The organism is Mucilaginibacter sp. 3215 (assembly GCF_050433785.1).
Classification (GTDB): domain Bacteria; phylum Bacteroidota; class Bacteroidia; order Sphingobacteriales; family Sphingobacteriaceae; genus Mucilaginibacter.
In genome coordinates, this window is sequence record NZ_JBNPWO010000015.1 from 96,649 (window position 1) to 116,023 (window position 19,375).

Genomic DNA, 19,375 nt, shown 5'->3' on the forward strand with positions numbered 1-19,375 from the left:
TTAATTACGCTTGTGTTTGTTATCGGTAAATAAAATTTGCCACCGCTCGGCTCCAGCCGAGTGGTAATTATTGGCTTTCTTCCTTCTTTCGCTTCGGCGGCCAGAGGCCGCTTGATAGTTGCCACTCGGCTGGAGCCGAGCGGCGGCGGTTGGGGCGGCTTTTTTCTTTTTTACGAATAAAGCCCACCATTTATCGAAAGCACCTCAGCTGTAATATAAGCGGCTTCCGGCGACGCCAGAAACCCTACCGCATGAGCAACCTCTTCGGGAGTGCCAAATCTTTTTAAGGGCACCATCGCTTTTAACTCCTTTTCATCAAGCCCGGCAGTCATATCTGTAGCTATAAAACCGGGTGCTACAGCATTTACCGTAATCCCCCTGCGGCCAACCTCCTGCGCTAATGCCTTGGTTGCACCGATAACACCTGCTTTAGCGGCCGAATAATTCACCTGTCCCGGCAAGCCTTTTAACCCTGAAAGCGAAACCACGTTCACAATCCGGCCGTATTTTTTAACCAGCATTCCGTTAAGGACTAAACGCGTAACGTAAAAGAAGCCACTTAAGCTCGTATTTATTACGCCATCCCATTGCTGGTCTGTCATCCACATCATCAGGCCATCATCTTTAACGCCGGCGTTGTTTATTAAAACTTCAATGTACTTTTCGGTATTGGTTTCTATCCAGCTGCCTAATTTTTGCTGGATATCGTTCTTATCGGCTACATTAAATTGCAACAGTTCGCCATCGCCGCCGTTCTCCCTGATCTGGGCGAGGGTATTGTTGGCTTCATCAATATTGCCTTTGTAGTTTACCAGTACATAATAACCCATAGCGGCCATTTTGTAGCAAATGGCCCTGCCAATTCCTCTTGAGCCGCCGGTTACTAATGCACATTTCATATGATGTTTTTGGTGTTAAAAGGTTTAATAAATTCAGGAAATATTTCGGCAGTTTCAAAATAGGCTTTTACTTGCTGCAGGTCCTGGTATTTGGGTTTGTCCTCAATAAATGTAGGGAATATAGCCCTCAAGCCGGTATAAACTTTGTTGGTTTGGGTAGATAGCTTGTTTGCGCAATCAAGGTAATCGACAGCCTGCAGCAGCGTCATAGCCTGGATAGCCAGTACCTCGAAACTGTTATCGATCACTTTTTTTGTTAACAATGCCGCATTACAACCCATGCTTACAATATCCTGGTTATCATTATTGTTTGGGATACTGTGTACGTACATGGGATACGAAAGGGTTTGGTTTTCGGCAACGGTTGAGGTAGCCGTGAACTGCATTCCCTGCATTCCGAAGTTGAAGCCTAATACACCTAAATTCAAAAACGGCGGAAACTTCTGGTTCAGCTTATCATTCAGTAAATAATTCAACTGCCTTTCTGATAGCATCGATAAACGGGTAACAGCTATCTTGAGTTTATCCATCTCCAGCGAAACATAATCGCCATGGAAATTACCGCCGTGGAAGATGTTATGGTTTTCATGATCGATAACCGGATTATCGTTCACTGAATTCAGTTCATCTACAACCACGCTTTCTGTCCGAGCAATTGTATCATACACCGGACCGAGAATTTGCGTAACACAACGAAGCGAGTAGTATTCCTGCACCTTATCCTCAAAAACTTCCTGATCAATATTTTCGGGATTGTATAAATGCTCTGAGCGGCTGCGGGTCATTTGGCTATCCTTCAGGATTTCCCTCAATTGCGCGGCAATAGCATTTTGACCTGTATGATGTTTAACCCTGTTTAGCTCGTGCGAATAATGGTCATCAAAAGCACCCACCACCTCGTTGATCATGGCCGATAACATTACCGACCAGCCCAGCAGTTTTTTAGCTCGGATAATATTCAGCAATCCAATCCCGGTCATGGCCGAAGTACCGTTGATAATGGCCAGTCCCTCACGGATATGGATTTGCAGTGGTTTAATATTCAGTTTTTCAAAAACAGAAGCTGTTGGTTGTACTTTTTCGTTATAAATCACCTCGCCTTCGCCAATTAAAACCAGTGCAAGGTGGGCTAACTGTACCAGATCGCCGCTGGCACCTACGCCGCCATGTTCAAATATACAGGGAGTAACGTTTTTATTGATGAGTTCGGCAAGCAGGTTCACCAGTTCGGGGTGTACACCGGAATGGGCTTGCATAAAACTGTTAAGCCGGGCAAGCATCAGGGCTTTTACCAACTGGGGCTGCATCAAACTGCCACCGCCCGAAGCATGGCTGCGGATGAGATTATACTGTAATTGCAAACGGTTTTCATCGCTCACCTTGTATTGCGCCATTGGGCCAAAGCCGGTGTTAATGCCGTAAATAAGCTTGTTGGATGAAAAATTGCCAAGAAAAGTAAAGCTGGCTTCTACCTTTTGCAGTGCCTGTTCGTCAGGAGCAATCGTAGCACTATTAAAAATTACCTGGTAAAAATCATCTAGCGTAAGGGTTTTTCCTCCAACCTGTAGTATGGGCACAGCAGTTTTATTTAATAAGGTTTGATTACTCTTTTTCACAAAATCAGGGCGAAAATAAGGTAAATGTTCGGATTTGAAAATAACAACGCCGTCCTTTGCTTCGGAGGGGTGGCTGCTATTTAACGGGCCCGGCGGGTGGGTATTGTAGAGACATTGGGCTATTTATCGTTAATAATAATCCTGCCTCTAAATCATATTCAAAAAAATGATAGTTTTGATAGCTGACCTTGTTGCAAATGAAGAAAACTAAAATCCAGAAGCCGTTTATTCACTATGAAGAGCTTAAATACTGGGAGCAGGTTACTATTGTTATTTATACTGCACTAACGTTAGTTATTGTATTTTCTCCGTTTATCTTAGGGGTAAGTGCAAGGCAAAATTCCATTGTCGCCTATGCCATATCGACCCAGCTATTTTTTTATGGATTCCTATATGTGTCATTAAGGAATTTTAGATCGTATCTCATCTGGTTGTGTTTCGGGATAATACATTTTATCGTTTTTTTATGGTTTAGATATGATGTTGAATTAGGCATAGGGATGGCAAATCCATCTGGCGCTCTTGCCAATACTTTCCCTTTGCTGTTGCTTTTTCAATTGTTGAGGATGTTTAGTATAAAAGCACAAAAGCGAGAGTTTGGCGTGCCGTCAAAAGGAGCAAGAACAGATTGGATTGAAGGTGAGAAAATAACAGGGATAGACTTTTTAATTTTTGTGATTTATATGGGGATATGGTTTCTGTTAACAGTGTTTTCTTTAAAATATTAAACTAAGACGTAGCCAAGGTGAGGAGTCGCTATCACCGAACATTGAGTATTATAAAATACTTCACACTAAAATTTAACGTTTAATTTAACCTGAAACAATACTTTTGTAAAGTATTAAACGTAAACCCACAAAACCCATTGATAAAAACCTGGACTGAAGCCGGTACGTGCGATTGAATGATATATGACGGATAATTTAGAACTTATACAGGCAAAGTTTAAACAATTACAGGTATGCGTTATTATACCCACCTATAATAACCAGGGTACGCTGGCCGCTGTTATTACCGATGTGTTAGCTTATACCGATCAGGTTATTGTGGTAAATGATGGCTCTACTGATAGTACTCCTGCCATTATCCGGTCGGTCCCGCAAATACAATCAGTAAGTTATACCCAAAATGTGGGAAAAGGCTGGGCCCTGCGCAAAGCTTTTGAATTTGCTGCCGAGCAGGGTTACCAACACGCTATCACCATTGATTCGGACGGTCAGCATTTTGCTACCGACCTACCTGCTTTTATTGAAAAACTGGAACAGGAACCGGATTCGCTGATCATTGGTTCGCGAAATATGGAGCAATCGTCGGTGCCGGGGAAAAGTAGTTTTGGGCATAAGTTTTCTAATTTTTGGTTTCGGGTGGAGACAGGCATTAAATGCCCGGATACGCAATCAGGCTATCGTTTGTATCCCATTCATCTGTTAAAGAACACCAAATTCATTACCCGTAAATATGAGTTTGAGATAGAAGTGATCGTTCGTGCCGCCTGGAAAGGTATCAAGATAGATTGGGTTCCGGTAAAGGTTTATTATGCCCCCAAAGAAATACGGGTATCGCATTTTCGCCCTTTTCAGGATTTTTCGCGCATTAGTGTACTCAACACTGTACTGGTTATCATAACTTTCGCATACATCAAACCCCGCGATTTTTTCAGGACGCTTTTTGATAAAAAAAAAGCAAAGCAGATGCTCAAAAACCTGTTTTTTAACCCTGAACACTCGCATCAGTTAAAAGCTAAATCTGTAGCTTTTGGCGTTTTTATGGGGATTGTCCCTATCTGGGGTTTCCAGTTGTTGGTGGCTATTTCGCTGGCCTTCCTGTTCAGGCTCAATAAAGCCATTGTGGTTACGGCAGCCCACATCAGCGTTGCGCCCATGATCCCGGTTATTATTTTTCTGAGTTATAAAACAGGTAGCCTATGGATGGGCGGCAAGGATGTGGATATCCCGTTGGATAAAATTTCGCTTAAATCCATTGGCGAACATTTGGAACAATATCTTTACGGCAGCATTTCGCTGGCAATTTTTGCAGGTATTATAGCTGGATTGCTCACTTTTGCGTTACTAAAGCTGTTTAAGCGGAGGCCAGTCCCCGCCCTGTAATTCATGGAAAAAATCCTGGTAGGCATCTATAATTATTTCAATATCCGCAAACCACTGTTTTATACTGTGTTTGCGTTAAGCTTTGTGCTTATCGGTTTTTTCGCTTCGAGGATAAGATTTGAGGAGGATATTTCCAAAATACTGCCGAAGGATAAAAAGATAGAGAAACTCAACTATATTTTTCAAAACTCCAAGTTTGTTGATAAGCTGGTGGTGATGGTATCGTTAAAAGATTCCACACAACAGCAGCCCGATAGCCTTATCGTCTTTGCCGATAATTTTACCGAAACCGTTCAGCAAAAACTTCCACGGTATGTAAGTAAGATCAATGCAAAGGTTGATGAGGGGTTGGTGCTGGCGCTTTTTGGTACTATTAATAAAAACCTGCCCATTTACCTTACCGAGCGCGATTATTTAAATATTGACACACTTATCCGCCCCGATCAGGTAAAAGAAACCCTCGCCCGCGATTTGCGCACGCTAACCTCGCCTGCCGGTTTAGCGCTGAAAAGTATGATTAGCAGCGACCCGGTTGGCATCTCATACCTCGGCCTTAAAAAATTACAGCAGCTGCAATACGACGAAAATTTTGAATTGTACGACAGCTATGTAATGACCAGAGATCACAAAAACCTGCTGCTGTTCATCACACCAAAATATTCGCCCAATAATACCGGCGAAAACGCCGTACTGCTTAAGGGACTGGACAATACTATCGATAGCCTGCAAAAAAAAAGTTTTACAACGATCAATTGCCGTTACTTCGGTACAACGGCCGTATCGGTAGGCAACGCCCTGCAATTGCGGCGTGATTCGATGTTTACTCAGGGCATTACCATAGTTTTCCTGGTCGTTTTTTTGGCATTTTATTTTAAAAAGAAGCGTGCCCCGGTAGTGATCCTGGTGCCGGTATTGTTCGGTGCTTGGTTTTCGCTGGCGGTGATCTATTTTGTGAAAGGCAGTATTTCGGTAATTGCTTTAGGGACGGGCTCGGTTGTGCTGGGGATTGCGGTTAATTATTCGCTGCATGTGTTTAATCATTATCGCCATACCCGTAGTATTGAACAGGTGATCCGCGATTTGGCTATGCCGCTTACTGTGGGCAGTTTTACTACTATCGGCGGTTTCTTGTGCCTGGAATTTGTAGAGTCGGAAATGCTGAAAGATCTTGGTCTGTTTGCGGCCTTTAGCTTAATCGGCGCGTCGTTTTGCTCGTTGGTGTTTCTCCCGCATTTCATCGCCTCAAAAAAAGAACAGGATCAGCATACAGCCCAGCTTTCGTGGATTGATAAGCTATCGGCCTATAATCCCGAGTATAATAAATTTATTATTTCAACTATTGTCATTCTTACCGTAGTATTTAGCTATACCGCCCGGAACGTAAGCTTTGAAACGGATATGAACCGCATGAATTTCATGACCGATAAACTCAAAGCATCCGAAGCTAAGCTGAATGCGATTAATAAATACGCCCTGCAATCAGTTTACCTCCTGGCCGAGGGAAAAACCCTTGATGATGCGCTTCGCACCAACGAAAAGCTCTCGGCACAGATAGAATTATTGAAAGAAAAAAACATCGTCAAAAAATACTCCGGCGTATCATCGCTAATTATTTCCGATTCGCTGCAAAAAGCCCGAATTGCCCGTTGGAATAACTACTGGACACCTGCAAAAAAACAGCAGTTAATGGCTGTATTGGTTAATGAAGGCGCTGCCGTAGGTTTCAAGCCATCCGCTTTTGACCATTTTAAGGAACTCATCAATAAAAACTTTAAACCGGTTGGCCAGGATGAAATGGCCGGCATCCGCAAAAGTTTGTTGGATGATTACATCACCGAGCGACCAGGCAGGGCCGGTGTAATTACATTGGTTAAGATCTCGCAGGGTGATAAAACCAAGCTGTACAACTTGTTCGAGAACTCGCCAAATGTTACTGTTGTTGATAAGCAATACTTAACAAACCGTTTTGTTGGTATCATTAATAATGATTTTACCAGTATCGCGGTGATGTCGTCATTACTGGTGTTTACGGTATTGCTGCTCACTTACGGACGGATCGAACTTACACTGGTTTCCTTTATCCCCATGTTTATTTCCTGGATCTGGATTTTGGGCTTGATGGGCTTGCTGGGCATTCAGTTCAATATCGTGAACATCATTATATCGGCACTGATATTTGGTTTGGGCGATGATTACAGCCTGTTTATTATGGATGGGTTGCTGCAGGAATATAAAACGGGTAAAAAGAATTTATCGTCATACAAGTCGTCCATCTTTCTATCAGCCATTACTACGGTTGTGGGTTTGGGGGTGCTGATCTTTGCCAAACACCCGGCCTTGCGTTCTATCGCGTTGATCTCCATCATCGGCATAGTTTGCGTAGTGGTAATGGCTCAGATCCTGATCCCGTTTTTGTTTAACCTGCTGATCAGGAACCGGGTAAAAGCCAAACGCTTCCCATGGACATTGAGCGGCTTCATAATCTCGGTTTTCGCCTTCACTTACTTCGTAAGCGGATGTTTGTTATCAAGTTTGATCGGCTTGTTCCTTATCAAGCTCAACCCGTTTAAAGGGCCAAGGAGCAAATATGTTTATCATGCTATCCTGTCGAAGTTTTGTTGGTCGATGATGTACATTATGCCTAACCTGCGTAAGCGTGTGGTTAACAAGGACAGTTTTGAGAAACCTGCCGTGGTGATCAGTAATCACCAATCGTTTTTAGATATCCTGGTGCTGATCATGCAGCACCCTAAGCTGATATTGTTTACCAATCATTGGGTATGGAATTCGCCGGTGTTTGGTGCCGTGGTACGGATGGCCGGGTATTTCCCGGTGGCCGAAGGCGTGGAGCAGAATGTTGATGAACTGGCCGAAAAAGTTAAACAAGGTTACTCAATGGTGATCTTCCCCGAAGGAAGCCGCTCGCCCGATGGCAAAATGAAACGTTTCCATAAAGGCGCTTTCTTTTTGGCCGGGCAACTGGGTATGGATATTCTGCCCATTATGCTGCACGGCACAGGTTATAACATGACCAAAGGCGACTTTCTGCTGAAGAATGGAACGATTACCATCAAATACCTGCCGCGCATTGCTGCTGCTGATACATCATTTGGCAATGGTTATGCCGAACGCACCAAAAATATCAGCCGCTATTTTAAAGAAGAATATCAAAAGCTAAGCGCCGAAATTGAGCAACCGGCTTATTTTAAAGAGCAACTGTTTTACAACTACCTGTACAAAGGCCCGGTATTAGAATGGTATATGCGGATCAAAGTCTGCCTCGAAAAAAATTACCAGGTATTTCATGAGCTGTTGCCTAAACAGGGGAAAATGCTCGACCTGGGTTGCGGATATGGGTTTATGCCCTACATGTTGCATTTCGCCGCACCGGAGCGCGAGTTTACCGGGGTTGATTATGATGAGGAGAAAATTGAAGTAGCCAACAATTGTTTCAGCAAAACGGCTGAGATCAATTTTGTTTATGCTGATGCCCTTGCTTTTGAAATGCAGCAATATGATGCCATTATTATGGCCGATATGCTGCATTATTTACAACCCGCTGAGCAAAAGCAATTGATAGAAAAATGTATCACCCAACTAACTCCTAATGGCCAGCTCATCATCAGAGATGGCAATAAGGATATGCAGGAAAGGCACAAGGGCACGGAGCTTACCGAAACGTTTTCAACCAAACTGCTCGGTTTTAATAAAACGGGGGCAAATGGCTTATCTTTTTTTTCCGGACAAATGCTGAGGGACATCGCAGCTGTGCATAAGCTTTCGGTCACCGAGATCGACAACACGAAATACACTTCAAATATTATTTTTGTGATCAAAAAGGAAGGGCAGCCGGTTTATGGGTGATAAGTTTGATGTACTGATCATTGGCAGCGGTATGGGTGGGCTGGTTTGCGCCGATATGCTTGGTCGCGAAGGGTATCGGGTTTGCGTTGTTGAAAAAAACAAACAGCTTGGCGGCTCGCTGCAAACTTATGTGCGGGATAGGGTGATCTTCGACTCTGGGGTTCATTATCTTGGCGGGTTGGATAAAGGCCAAAACCTATACCAGATCTTTAAGTATATAGATATTATTAATAATCTGAAACTGGAAAAGCAAAGCCCTGATGCTTTTGATAAGATCTTGATCGATAATGATCCGGTTGAATATCCGCAGGCGCAGGGTTATGATAATTTCATCAAACAGCTACTGGTCTATTTCCCGGATGAGGAACCGGCTTTGCGCGCCTATTGCAATAAACTGAAAGAGGTTTGCGATAAGTTCCCGCTGTATAATTTGCGCTCGTCGGATGATTTTTATGAAAAGGCCGATGTGCTGGAGGTGGACACGGAGGCTTTCCTGGCATCTATCACCAACAATAAAAAATTGCAGCAGGTATTGGCCGGTAACAATTCTTTATATGCCGGGCAGGCCGATAAAACACCGCTCTACGTTCATGCACTTATCCTTAACAGCTACATTGAAAGCTCTTGGAAATGTGTTGACGGCGGATCGCAGATTGCCAGGCTCATTGCCCGCAATATCCGCGACAGGGGCGGCGTTATCATCCGGAATAAAGCCGTGAAAAAACTGGTAGAACAGGATGGTAAAATAGCGTATGTTGAACTGCAGCATGGCGAAAAGCTGGATGCCTGTCATTTTATATCCAACATTCACCCGGTAAAAACATTGGAGATGACGGACTCGCAGATAATCAAGAACGTGTATCGTAACCGATTGAAAAGCCTGGAAAACTCCGTATCGTCGTTTACCATTAACATCGTATTTAAAAAAGATACGTTCAAATACTTTAGCCACAACGTTTATAGTTTTAAGGACGGACAGGTATGGCACATGGCCGATTACACGGAGCAAAACTGGCCGCTGGGCTATGCCGTGTTCATGACACCATCGTCAAAAAATAAGGAATATGCAGACGGTATGACCATACTGGCCTATATGCGTTATGAGGAAGTGAAGCCATGGGAAGATACTTTCAATACCGTATCTGATGAGGCTTATCGCGGAGAAACTTACGAGCAATTTAAAAAGCGAAGAGCTGAAGTTTTACTGGATGATGTGGAGTTAAAGTTTCCGGGTTTAAGAGGTCAGATCTATTCATACTATACCGCCACACCGCTCTCGTACCGCGATTATATAGGTAATGATGATGGCTCGCTTTATGGCATTGCCAAGGATTATAAACACCCGCTGAAAACGTTTATTTCGCCTCGCACTAAATTGCCTAATTTGTACTTCACCGGGCAAAACCTTAATTTACATGGCATTTTAGGCGCGGCCATGAGCGGGATAGTTACCTGTTGCGCCTTGTTGGGCAATGATGATCTGATAGATAAAATAAGAAATGCGTAACAGGAAATTTAGCTGGAAGCGGTTTGGGAAAAGGTTGTTGTATACAGGCCTTGTGTTTGTGGGCTTGCTGCTGATCGGCTTTATTTACCTGTACTGCGTAGCTATCGATTACCCGCCCAAACCTGCCGACTTGAGCAGCTTGCAATTACAACGAAAGGAACCTTCGCCGGGGTTTTATACCATTAATAACAACTGGTTCCGGAAAAGTAAAAGCGGTTTGTTTGAAATGTATGTAGAGGGTAAGCCTTTTGAGCGCGGGGTAATTAATGGCAAACTGAGCAAAGAGCTGGTGGTAAACCAGGAGGTTTATTTTACTGATCAGATCAACAAAATCATCCCATCAAAATCATACCTGTCGTTCCTGAAATATTTTATAGCCTGGTTTAACCGCGATCTGGCTAAGAACGTAAGCGAGGAATATAAAGAGGAGATCTACGGCATCTCTAAATCAGCCTCGGATAAATACCAGTATATCGGCTCTAACTATCAGCGCATTTTGAATTACCATGCTGCACATGATATTGGTCACGCATTGCAGAGTATGGCGCTGGTGGGCTGCACCTCGTTCGGTACCTGGAATGATCGCTCGGCCGATGGTACCATGATCATAGGTCGCAACTTTGATTTTTATGTGGGTGATAATTTTGCGCATGATAAAATAGTGGCATTCTTCAATCCATCTGAAGGGCATAAATTCATGACCATATCCTGGGGCGGCTTCGTAGGCGCGGTATCCGGCATGAACGAAAAAGGCCTGAGCGTTACCATCAACGCTGATAAAACCAATATCCCATCGGGTTCGGCTACACCGGTATCTTTAGTGGCCCGGGAGATCTTGCAGTACGCCAAAAACATTAAAGAGGCCATCACAATAGCCAAAAAGCGCAAAATGTTTGTGTCCGAATCATTTTTGGTTGCCTCTGCCGAGGATAACAAAGCCGTAGTGATCGAGAAAACACCGGATACGCTGGATGTGTATGATCCTCGCCAAAACTATATTGTTTGCGCCAACCACTTTCAAAGCAAAGGACTGGCACACTCTAAAGAAAACCTGGTACAACTAAGCAATAGCGCTTCGCCCTATCGTTACCAGCGTTTAATGGAACTGCTGAATGCCGAAGGCAAGAACACCGTGCAAAAAACAGTTGATATTTTGCGCGACCGCCAGGGCCTGCACGGTGAAGATATTGGTATGGGCAACGAGAAAGCGCCGAACCAATTGATAGCGCACCACTCGGTAGTGTTCGAGCCGCAAAAGCTGCTGGTTTGGGTTTCCACTTCGCCATGGCAGCTGGGTGAGTTTGTTGCTTATGATTTAAAAAAAATCTTCGCCATGAAAGGCATGCAAACCGATCATGAAATTATGGATACCGCGCTTACCATTAAGCCCGATACGTTTTTGAACACCCGGGCTTATCGTAATTTTATAACCTATCGTACGCTGAAGCAAAAAGCTTTTGATGGCGGCGAGATTAACCCTGATAGCGTAGTGGCCAGCAATCCGCAATTTTACCACGCGTATGTGATTGCCGGCGATTACTCGTTTAAGCATAACGAGTATAAAAAAGCCCTCGGGTATTACAAAACGGCTTTAACCAAGGTAATAGCCACAGTAAATGAGGAAAACTATATCAAAAAGCAGGTTGAAAAATGTACTAAAAAGGTAAGCTCATGACAGTTTTAGGTGTAGGTATTGATATGATAGAGGTGGAGCGTGTGCAAAGCAGTATTGCTAAAGAACAGGGTTTTCGTGAGCTGGTATTTTCGGCAAAAGAGATAGCCTATTGCGAGAGTAAGACCAATAAGTATCAGCATTATGCCGCCCGCTTTGCCGCCAAAGAGGCTTTTTTTAAAGCATTAGGTACGGGCTGGCTAAAAGATACCGCTTTTAGCGAAATTGAGATCAGCAATGATGAAAACGGCAAGCCCATTTTAGAACCTACCGGCGAAAGTGCGGGAGTGATTAACCGTAACGGGCCGTTAAAAATTTCCGTATCATTAACCCATCTGAAAACAATGGCATCGGCCGTGGTAATTATTGAACAGTGATAACACAACACCCTAAGCCATTAGCACGCCAACCCAAACACGAGGTTGTAAAATACCAGGAGCAAAAGCTGCAGGAGTTGCTGGCATACCTCAGCCAAAACTCGCCGTTTTATAAAGACCTTTTCGCAGCACATCAGATCGATATCAACCAGGTCAAAACGCTTGATGACCTGCGTTTGATCCCGACCACCACTAAAGAAGACCTGCAAAAACGAAATGATGATTTTTTATGTGTGGATAAGGGGAGAATCATTGAGTACAGTTCCACCTCCGGCACTTTAGGCAGCCCGGTAACTATTGCCCTTACCGAAAATGATTTGGAACGGCTGGCTTATAACGAATACAATTCTTTTACCTGTGCTGATGGTTTGCCTGCCGACTTATACCAGTTGATGCTTACGCTCGACAGGCAGTTTATGGCCGGGATGGCCTATTACTCGGGGATCCGCAAAATAGGGGCGGGTATCATCAGGCTTGGACCTGGTGTGCCATCGCTACAATGGGAAACCATTTTGCGATTGAAGCCGACTGCTATTGTAGCGGTACCATCATTTATTTTAAAGCTGATCCATTTTGCGCAGGAGCATCATATCGATATCAATACATCGTCAGTAAAAAAGGCGGTTTGTATTGGCGAGAATATCCGTAATACCGATTTCAGCCTGAATATCTTAGGCCAAAAGATCACCGAAGCCTGGGATATCAAGTTGTATTCAACCTATGCTTCTACCGAAATGCAAACCGCTTTTGCCGAATGCGGCGAAGGCAGGGGCGGCCATCACCAACCAGAGCTATTGATAGTTGAAGTACTGGATGAGCAGAACAACCCGGTGGCTCCGGGTGAATCGGGGGAGGTTACCATTACCACGCTTGGCGTTGAGGGTATGCCGTTATTACGATATAAAACCGGGGATATCTGCCATTATTTTGATGAACCATGTGGCTGCGGTCGTACAAGTATTAGGCTATCATCTATCGTTGGCCGTAAAAAGCAAATGATCAAATTTAAGGGTACAACCCTTTACCCTCCGGCGTTGTTTGATCTGCTAAATGGCATGGAAGAGATTAAAGATTTTGTAGCCGAAGTGTACTCGAATGAGATAGGTATGGACGAAGTACTGCTTCACCTGTTGCCTGTTAACTATACGGATGAATGCGACCGCAAGATCCGGGCTAATTTGCAGGCCAGGCTAAGGGTGAGCCCGCATATCACCTATCTGAAGCACGATGAGATGCAGAAATTACAATTCCCTGAAGCGGTGCGCAAGCCTGTTAAGTTTATCGATAAAAGAAAGTAGCTATTATGTGCTAACTTTGTCCCATGCATAATGCCGATATCCTGGGCCGGTTAACACAACAGCTTGAGCTGCCATTTAGTAACCCGGTACTTGTTTTTTCGCTGATATTGTTGATCATATTACTTGCTCCAATCATCATGGGCAAGTTCAAAATTCCGGGTATTGTGGGTTTTATTATGGCTGGCATAGCAGTTGGTCCGCATGGGTTAAACCTGCTCACCAAAAACTCGGCGGTTGAGCTGTTCTCTACCATAGGGCTGCTCTATATTATGTTCATTGCCGGCATCGAGCTTGATTTGAACGAATTTAAGCAGAAGAAACATAAAAGCTTTGTGTTTGGCTTCTTTACTTTCTGCATCCCAATACTGATCGGTTTTCCTGTTTGTTATTATGCGCTCGGTTATTCGTTAATAACATCGGCCTTAACGGCCAGTATGTTTGCCACGCATACACTGGTGGCCTATCCCATAGTGAGCAAATATGGCGTCGCAAAAAATGAGGCCGTCGCCATAAGTGTAGGGGGCACCATATTGACCGATACCGCCGTACTGATTTTGCTGCCTGTAATTATGGGCGCTAAGGATGGAGGGCTGGGTTTCGGCTTCTGGTTGCAGCTGATGATCTCGCTTTCGATATTCGCGTTCATCATGTTTGTGCTGATCCCGCCGCTGGCAAACTGGTTTTTTAACCGCTATCGCGATAGTAAAACACTGCCATATGTGTTTGTGCTTTTTATTGTGTTTGTGTCGGCCTTTTTATCCCAGCTGGCAGGGGTTGAACCCATTATAGGGGCCTTTGTGGCGGGGCTTGCTTTAAATAAAGCAGTACAGCAGTCATCAACCCTAATGAGCAGGATCGATTTTGTGGGTAATGCCATATTTATTCCATTCTTCCTGATCAGTGTAGGTATGCTGGTTGATTTGCGTGTGCTGGGCCGCGGGCCGCAGGCTACCATTGTTGCAGTAAGCTTAACGCTTGGAGCCTTGCTGGGTAAATGGCTGGCGGCATTATCTACCCAAAAAATATTCAAATATTCGGGCATACAGCGTAACCTCATTTTCGGTTTAAGCAGTGCACATGCTGCGGCTACCCTTGCCATTATTTTAGTGGGATATAAGGCGCAGATTATTGACGACAATATCCTGAACGGCACCATTATATTGATACTGGTTACTTGCGTGGTAGCATCATTTGCTACAGAGCGCGCCGCTAAAAAGGTGGTTGCATCAATAGAAGAGCCCGAAATTTTATCAGAACCCCAAAATACCTGCCACGAGCGGTAATGATACCAGTAATTGCTTATAAACTTGTTTTTACGCCCGGCTCTAAAATCCTGAGCTGACCGCCAATGCCCAGCGCGTTAAATGATTGCTGCAGCATCTCGCCCGTTTCGGTATAATGCGACCAGCCTTCAAAATGCACCGGAATGATTGTAGCATCAGGAAATGCAAAGGCGGTATCAATAGCATCATTAGTACCCATTGTTACATTGAACGGACCGCGGGGTTTGGCTGCCCCGGCAAATATGAATACATATTGAGGTTTAAATTTTTCTGCAACCTCCTTTACGCCATCATAAAACACGGTATCCCCGGTAATATAGATCTGGAGCCCGGCAATAGTTATAATAAAACCCGTTACATCACCGGTAAGTTTTTCGCTGCCAGCGGGACCATGCCTCGCAGGTGTACCTGTTATAACCACTTCATCGTTAAGCGCTACGCTTTCCCATGGGGCCAGGCCAAGGGCATTGCTGCCTAATCTTTCGGCTCCTATTTGGGTGGTTAATGTTTTATCAACCTGTTTCAGCAGTTCCCGGCCGGCATGGTCAAGGTTATCGCCATGCTGATCGTGGCTTAGCAAAACCACATCTATTTTACCGATGTCGGTATTAGCAGGGCCTTCGGTTTTATGGTAGGCAGGCTTATCGTTGATCATGAATTGCTCGCCGGCGGGGTCAAGCGTAGGGTCGGTCATAAGCCTTAAACCGCCGATCTCCAAAATGATGGTCGGTCCGCCCAGGTAGGTTACATTAACTTCGCTTTTCATGGGTTCATAATTTTAGTAGTGTCTTCAATTAATGATTGCATCAACGCGGCTGCTTTGGTGTGTTTTAATATTGGCGCTATCTGTCCGCCCCAAAACAAAATCATATCCCATTTTTGCTGCTCAAGCGCGGCTTTTCTTAACGGCGACATAAAAGTTGTTTGGAGGGGGAAGGGTAAAAATCCGGCTTCCTTTCCGGCCAGGTCTTTAGCAATCCTGCTGGTAATCCCCCGGCCAAGCCTGCCTGTAAACGCGCGGGACAAGGTAGTATATTTCGCTGCATCTGAGAACAGCATTTGCCTGTGGACGGGAAGTGCACCCGATTCATCAACGGCCAAAAAAGCAGTCCCTATCTGTGTAGCATCGGCACCTAATGTTAAAGCTGCTGCTACTCCTCTGCCACTGGCAATACCACCGGCGGCAATAACAGGTGTTTTAACTTTATCTTTTATCAGCTGAAGTAACACAAAAGTGCCTGTAGTTGAAGCTTCGGCAGGGGCGAGAAATGATGGTCTGTGGCCGCCCGCCTCAAAGCCCGAAGCAATTATCATATCTACCCCGGTGGCTTCTAAAGCTATAGCTTCATCCAATGTGGTAGCAGCACCAACAGTAACAATACCCAGTCTGCGGCATTGCTCCAAAACATCCGCAGGTAGGGTGCCAAACATAAAGCTGAATACTTTTGGTCGCAGATCAAAGATCACCTGCAACTGGTTTTCAAATCGTAATTTAAACGGAGCCGGTTTAGCGGGCAACGGGATCCCGGCTTCGTCAAAATAAGGTTTAAACAATTGTGCTGCCTGTTCAAACTGCTCATCAGTAGCTTCACCGTTCGGCGCGTCTGTTTCCGAAACCCACAGGTTGATATTATATGGCTTGTTGGTTGCTGCCCTGATCTGTTTATCAACTGCCGCGATTTCGGGGGCACTTAGGGTATAAGCCCCATAACCGCCCAGCCCGCCTGCGTTTGATACCGCGGCTACCAATTCAACCGACGATAAATTACCGCCAAAAGGCCCTTGTAAAATCGGGTAATCAATACCCAGTATTTCCGATGCTTTTGTGTTATACCACATGATTTTAGTATTAAGTGGATAGTACTAAGTCTGAAGTCACAAGTCTGATTTTCTTTTTATGCACTTAGAGCTTTCGACTTCTGACTGAAGACTATAGATCAATTTATCACAGAAACGAAATTAATTCGTATCGCTGATCATTTTATTTACAATGAGCCACTTGCCATTGAGTTTATGGAACGACAAAAACTCATGATAATTAAAGTCGTACATTTTTACCATTACTTCGGCAACAGCAATTGAATTTACCGCTTTAACAGAAATGATTTTTCCGTCAAATGGTTTTCCCGAATCTTTGGGGCTTACCCTGTTTTTTACCCCATCCAGATAAACATCCAATGTTTTGGCATAAGGCTGTCCTTTTACATCGCCAAAAAGCAGGGTGCCGGTATTCATTACCTGGTTTAACAAATCCAAATTACCTTCATAAATCCCCTTGAAGTAGTAATTTTCAAGCGCCTGTTCAATGGCGGCTTTGCTTTGATCGTTAGTTTCCATTTCACTGATAAATTAAACATTATGCCTGCCGCTAAGCAAGGCATAATGCAATTGCTAAAAGAATTTTACACTCAATTTAAATTATGGCCTGCTGCCATGCCACCATCAACATTGATAATGGCCCCGCTGATGAAATTGTTTTTGGCAACGGCGTATACCATTTGGGCTACGTCTTCAACTTCGCCCACGCGGTTCAGCAGGTGTAATCCTGCGCTTTGGTCGGCATCATCACCGTGCATTGGGGTACGGATGGTACCGGGCGCAATAGTATTTACCCGGATATTATCTTTACCAAATTCGCCGGCCAGCTGTATGGTAAGGGCATGTACCGCGCCTTTTGAAGCCATTTGCGCTGTAATAGGTACCCCGGCAAGAGCATGGCCAACTAATGGTGTACCTATATTGATCACAACACCGTCATGCTGTTTAATCATTTGCGGTATAGCGGCCTGGGTGGTAAAGTAGGTTCCTTTAAGGTTGGTGTTTAAAAAGCGGTCGAGGTAGGCTTCATCAACTTCAAGAAACGGCCTGGTTTCAAAAATACCGGCGTTGTTGATCAGCACATCTACGCTTCCAAATTTATCAAGGGCTGTTTGGGCCAGCTTTTCGCCAGTGGCTTTATCGCTTACATTTCCGGCAACCATGGCCAGGTTATCGCCTGCGCCAAGCTCCTGGTAAACAGCTTCCAGTTTATCGGCAGTTGTTGAGTTGATGACTACGTTATCGCCCTTTTCTAAAAAATAACGGGCTATTTCTTTACCGATACCGGATGAAGCTCCGGTAACGATTATTGTTTGCTTTTTCATTTTTTTATTTCTTGTTGGCAGTGATGCCTCTTTCTCTTAATACTGATGTCTGTTCGCCGGCATATCCCCAATCATCCAACTCAACTTCGCTGATCACTACATGGGTTAAATGCGGGTCTTTGTTCAGGGTTTCGGTAATCAAATCGGTTACACCCTTTATCAGGATTTGTTTCTGCTCGCGGGTAACACCTTCGCGGGTCAGTTCAATTTTTACGTATGGCATGGCTTTGGTTTTTAAGCAAAAGCTGTTTTAAACAGCTTTTGCGGTTATGTTTACATTCAGGTCAAAATCATTGTAGATAAGCGTATCGCCCAGGTCTTTAAAAAAGTTTCCGGAACGAAACCTCATACCATATTTGGTACGGTCGACTACAACTTTACCGGTTGCGCTTACGGTATCGGCAGCGCGGCTAACCTGTGCATCAAAACCTACAGGATGGGTAATGCCTTTTATGGTCAGGTCACCGGTGATCCGATAAGTGCCGTTGCTGCCTTTGTTGATAGCAGTAACCACAAATTGAGCTTCGGGATAATTTTCTGAATTAAAAAAGTCGTCGGAAGCAAGGTGGCCTGCAAACTGGGCGTTGGTAGCCGGGTCAGTTATGTCAAGGATTTTAATAGAGGTGGTATCGATATCGAATTTACCGCCGGTTAATTGTCCATCTGCAAAAGTTAAAGTGCCTTCTTTTATAGCGATGGTACCATTGTGTGCGCCTGTAACCTTACGACCAATCCAGTCGATGTTACTTTTTGCGCTGATGATTTCAAATTTTTGAGTTTCCATTTTGTTATGTCTTTAATGACAATACAAAGTTGGGGACTAATGACCGCGAAACTGTGTGACCTACATCACAATTGAAACGCCGCTTTATTTATGTGATGTAGATCACAGTTTAAGAATGGTATAAACGGCTCAGTGTTTCTCTTGAAACACCCAAGTATGAGGCTATTAGCTGTTTTGGAACTATATTGTATAATGTTGGATATTGGGCCAGCAGTTCTTCATAACGATGTTTGGCATCGTTATTCATGAGCGATAGAAGCCTTTTCTGTGTGGCCACATAGCCTTTATTGGTGCGCCAGCGAAAGAAGTGCTCACCCTCATGAATTTCTTTACAAAGCTTTTCACGGTTCTGATTGGTAAGGCAAAGTACTTCGGCATCCGTAATACAATCTACGTTGATTGTAGCGCGGTCTCCGCTATAAAGCGCGGTATAATCCGAAGCCCACCAGGTAGGCATGGCAAACTGCAGGATAAACATTTTCATATCGTTGTTAATAAAAAACGACTTTAAATAACCCGAAAGTACAAAATATTCACAGTCTACCTTATCGCCTTCCCCGATTATAGTTTGCCCTTTTTTAAATGTTTTGTAGGTAAAATGCGAAAAGAAATAATCGAACTGCTCGTCGGTCAGCGAGGCGGTTTTGCTTACGTGCTCTTTTAAAATTTCTTTTGGCTGCATGGTGTTACAAACTAACTATAAAAACTTTATTTTGACAATAAAGGCGAACGCTCAACTTTCTCGCTTATACGGCTTACGCTTATTGGTTTCGTTATTTCAGAAAACAACAAATTCAATTGGTTAGTATAAAATTAATTCAAAT

17 protein-coding genes are annotated in these 19,375 nt (G+C 44.1%); 8 read left to right on the forward strand and 9 right to left on the reverse strand.

Annotation, left to right across the window (positions count from 1 at the left end; translation table 11 throughout):
* Positions 1–170: 170 nt before the first annotated feature.
* Together fabG and ABIC84_RS21065 are read right to left on the reverse strand one after the other, a co-directional pair.
* Complete coding sequence (gene fabG, locus ABIC84_RS21060) at positions 171–899, reverse strand: 3-oxoacyl-ACP reductase FabG (protein ID WP_129569468.1); 729 nt, start codon at positions 897–899, stop codon at positions 171–173.
* Positions 896–2,515 (reverse strand): HAL/PAL/TAL family ammonia-lyase, encoded by a 1,620-nt coding sequence (locus ABIC84_RS21065; protein ID WP_426583015.1) that lies wholly within the window; start codon positions 2,513–2,515, stop codon positions 896–898. Before ABIC84_RS21065 ends, fabG begins: the two co-directional genes overlap by 4 nt.
* A gap of 197 nt (positions 2,516–2,712) precedes the next feature.
* Between ABIC84_RS21065 and ABIC84_RS21070 the strand changes: the two genes are divergently transcribed.
* The 8 genes from ABIC84_RS21070 to ABIC84_RS21105 all read left to right on the forward strand — a co-directional run bounded on the left by ABIC84_RS21070 (position 2,713) and on the right by ABIC84_RS21105 (position 14,624).
* Positions 2,713–3,243, forward strand: a complete 531-nt coding sequence (locus tag ABIC84_RS21070; protein WP_426583013.1) for a hypothetical protein — start codon at positions 2,713–2,715, stop codon at positions 3,241–3,243.
* Positions 3,244–3,426: 183 nt separating this feature from the next.
* Positions 3,427–4,623: a DUF2062 domain-containing protein gene (locus ABIC84_RS21075; RefSeq protein WP_429264840.1), complete on the forward strand. Its 1,197-nt coding sequence runs from the start codon at positions 3,427–3,429 to the stop codon at positions 4,621–4,623.
* A 3-nt stretch (positions 4,624–4,626) separates the two neighbouring features.
* The gene (locus tag ABIC84_RS21080; RefSeq protein ID WP_426583010.1) at positions 4,627–8,487 is read left to right on the forward strand and encodes a 1-acyl-sn-glycerol-3-phosphate acyltransferase; all 3,861 of its coding nucleotides are present in this window, start codon (positions 4,627–4,629) and stop codon (positions 8,485–8,487) included.
* On the forward strand, positions 8,480–9,994 hold the full coding sequence (locus tag ABIC84_RS21085) for a phytoene desaturase family protein (protein WP_426583009.1): 1,515 nt from the start codon (positions 8,480–8,482) through the stop codon (positions 9,992–9,994). The genes ABIC84_RS21080 and ABIC84_RS21085 overlap by 8 nt, the downstream gene beginning before the upstream one ends.
* The gene (locus tag ABIC84_RS21090; protein WP_429264841.1) at positions 9,987–11,669 is read left to right on the forward strand and encodes a C45 family autoproteolytic acyltransferase/hydolase; all 1,683 of its coding nucleotides are present in this window, start codon (positions 9,987–9,989) and stop codon (positions 11,667–11,669) included. Before ABIC84_RS21085 ends, ABIC84_RS21090 begins: the two co-directional genes overlap by 8 nt.
* Complete coding sequence (acpS, locus tag ABIC84_RS21095) at positions 11,666–12,043, forward strand: holo-ACP synthase (RefSeq protein WP_090533594.1); 378 nt, start codon at positions 11,666–11,668, stop codon at positions 12,041–12,043. The genes ABIC84_RS21090 and acpS overlap by 4 nt, the downstream gene beginning before the upstream one ends.
* Entirely contained in the window at positions 12,040–13,341 is a 1,302-nt protein-coding gene (locus tag ABIC84_RS21100) for a phenylacetate--CoA ligase family protein (protein ID WP_429264842.1), read from the forward strand. Before acpS ends, ABIC84_RS21100 begins: the two co-directional genes overlap by 4 nt.
* 23 nt (positions 13,342–13,364) lie before the next feature.
* Positions 13,365–14,624, forward strand: a complete 1,260-nt coding sequence (locus ABIC84_RS21105) for a cation:proton antiporter (RefSeq protein ID WP_429264843.1) — start codon at positions 13,365–13,367, stop codon at positions 14,622–14,624.
* 16 nt (positions 14,625–14,640) lie between these two features.
* Here ABIC84_RS21105 and ABIC84_RS21110 read toward each other — a convergent pair whose 3' ends face one another.
* From ABIC84_RS21110 to ABIC84_RS21140, 7 genes are all read right to left on the reverse strand, one after another.
* Positions 14,641–15,390, reverse strand: coding sequence for an MBL fold metallo-hydrolase (locus ABIC84_RS21110; RefSeq protein ID WP_429264844.1), 750 nt, complete (start codon positions 15,388–15,390; stop codon positions 14,641–14,643).
* Positions 15,387–16,463 carry an NAD(P)H-dependent flavin oxidoreductase gene (locus ABIC84_RS21115; RefSeq protein ID WP_429264845.1) on the reverse strand — a complete coding sequence of 359 codons (1,077 nt, stop codon included), beginning with the start codon at positions 16,461–16,463 and terminating at the stop codon, positions 15,387–15,389. Before ABIC84_RS21115 ends, ABIC84_RS21110 begins: the two co-directional genes overlap by 4 nt.
* A 120-nt stretch (positions 16,464–16,583) precedes the next feature.
* The gene (locus ABIC84_RS21120) at positions 16,584–16,961 is read right to left on the reverse strand and encodes a nuclear transport factor 2 family protein (RefSeq protein ID WP_429264846.1); all 378 of its coding nucleotides are present in this window, start codon (positions 16,959–16,961) and stop codon (positions 16,584–16,586) included.
* A 71-nt stretch (positions 16,962–17,032) separates the two neighbouring features.
* Positions 17,033–17,767 carry an SDR family NAD(P)-dependent oxidoreductase gene (locus tag ABIC84_RS21125; protein ID WP_429264847.1) on the reverse strand — a complete coding sequence of 245 codons (735 nt, stop codon included), beginning with the start codon at positions 17,765–17,767 and terminating at the stop codon, positions 17,033–17,035.
* Positions 17,768–17,771: 4 nt separating this feature from the next.
* Positions 17,772–17,990: a tautomerase family protein gene (locus ABIC84_RS21130; RefSeq protein WP_429264848.1), complete on the reverse strand. Its 219-nt coding sequence runs from the start codon at positions 17,988–17,990 to the stop codon at positions 17,772–17,774.
* A gap of 27 nt (positions 17,991–18,017) precedes the next feature.
* Positions 18,018–18,551, reverse strand: a complete 534-nt coding sequence (locus ABIC84_RS21135) for a YceI family protein (protein WP_429264849.1) — start codon at positions 18,549–18,551, stop codon at positions 18,018–18,020.
* Positions 18,552–18,660: 109 nt separating this feature from the next.
* Entirely contained in the window at positions 18,661–19,233 is a 573-nt protein-coding gene (locus ABIC84_RS21140; RefSeq protein WP_429264850.1) for a Crp/Fnr family transcriptional regulator, read from the reverse strand.
* Positions 19,234–19,375: the final 142 nt, after the last annotated feature.

What these genes read in the sequence shown, in the direction of transcription:
- fabG (WP_129569468.1), bottom strand. Translation starts at nt 899, where the DNA reads ATGAAATGTGCATTAGTAACCGGCGGCTCAAGAGGAATTGGCAGGGCC.
- ABIC84_RS21070 (WP_426583013.1), top strand. Translation starts at nt 2,713, where the DNA reads ATGAAGAAAACTAAAATCCAGAAGCCGTTTATTCACTATGAAGAGCTT.
- ABIC84_RS21075 (WP_429264840.1), top strand. Translation starts at nt 3,427, where the DNA reads ATGACGGATAATTTAGAACTTATACAGGCAAAGTTTAAACAATTACAG.
- ABIC84_RS21080 (WP_426583010.1), top strand. Translation starts at nt 4,627, where the DNA reads ATGGAAAAAATCCTGGTAGGCATCTATAATTATTTCAATATCCGCAAA.
- ABIC84_RS21085 (WP_426583009.1), top strand. Translation starts at nt 8,480, where the DNA reads ATGGGTGATAAGTTTGATGTACTGATCATTGGCAGCGGTATGGGTGGG.
- ABIC84_RS21090 (WP_429264841.1), top strand. Translation starts at nt 9,987, where the DNA reads ATGCGTAACAGGAAATTTAGCTGGAAGCGGTTTGGGAAAAGGTTGTTG.
- acpS (WP_090533594.1), top strand. Translation starts at nt 11,666, where the DNA reads ATGACAGTTTTAGGTGTAGGTATTGATATGATAGAGGTGGAGCGTGTG.
- ABIC84_RS21105 (WP_429264843.1), top strand. Translation starts at nt 13,365, where the DNA reads ATGCATAATGCCGATATCCTGGGCCGGTTAACACAACAGCTTGAGCTG.
- ABIC84_RS21110 (WP_429264844.1), bottom strand. Translation starts at nt 15,390, where the DNA reads ATGAAAAGCGAAGTTAATGTAACCTACCTGGGCGGACCGACCATCATT.
- ABIC84_RS21115 (WP_429264845.1), bottom strand. Translation starts at nt 16,463, where the DNA reads ATGTGGTATAACACAAAAGCATCGGAAATACTGGGTATTGATTACCCG.
- ABIC84_RS21120 (WP_429264846.1), bottom strand. Translation starts at nt 16,961, where the DNA reads ATGGAAACTAACGATCAAAGCAAAGCCGCCATTGAACAGGCGCTTGAA.
- ABIC84_RS21125 (WP_429264847.1), bottom strand. Translation starts at nt 17,767, where the DNA reads ATGAAAAAGCAAACAATAATCGTTACCGGAGCTTCATCCGGTATCGGT.
- ABIC84_RS21130 (WP_429264848.1), bottom strand. Translation starts at nt 17,990, where the DNA reads ATGCCATACGTAAAAATTGAACTGACCCGCGAAGGTGTTACCCGCGAG.
- ABIC84_RS21135 (WP_429264849.1), bottom strand. Translation starts at nt 18,551, where the DNA reads ATGGAAACTCAAAAATTTGAAATCATCAGCGCAAAAAGTAACATCGAC.
- ABIC84_RS21140 (WP_429264850.1), bottom strand. Translation starts at nt 19,233, where the DNA reads ATGCAGCCAAAAGAAATTTTAAAAGAGCACGTAAGCAAAACCGCCTCG.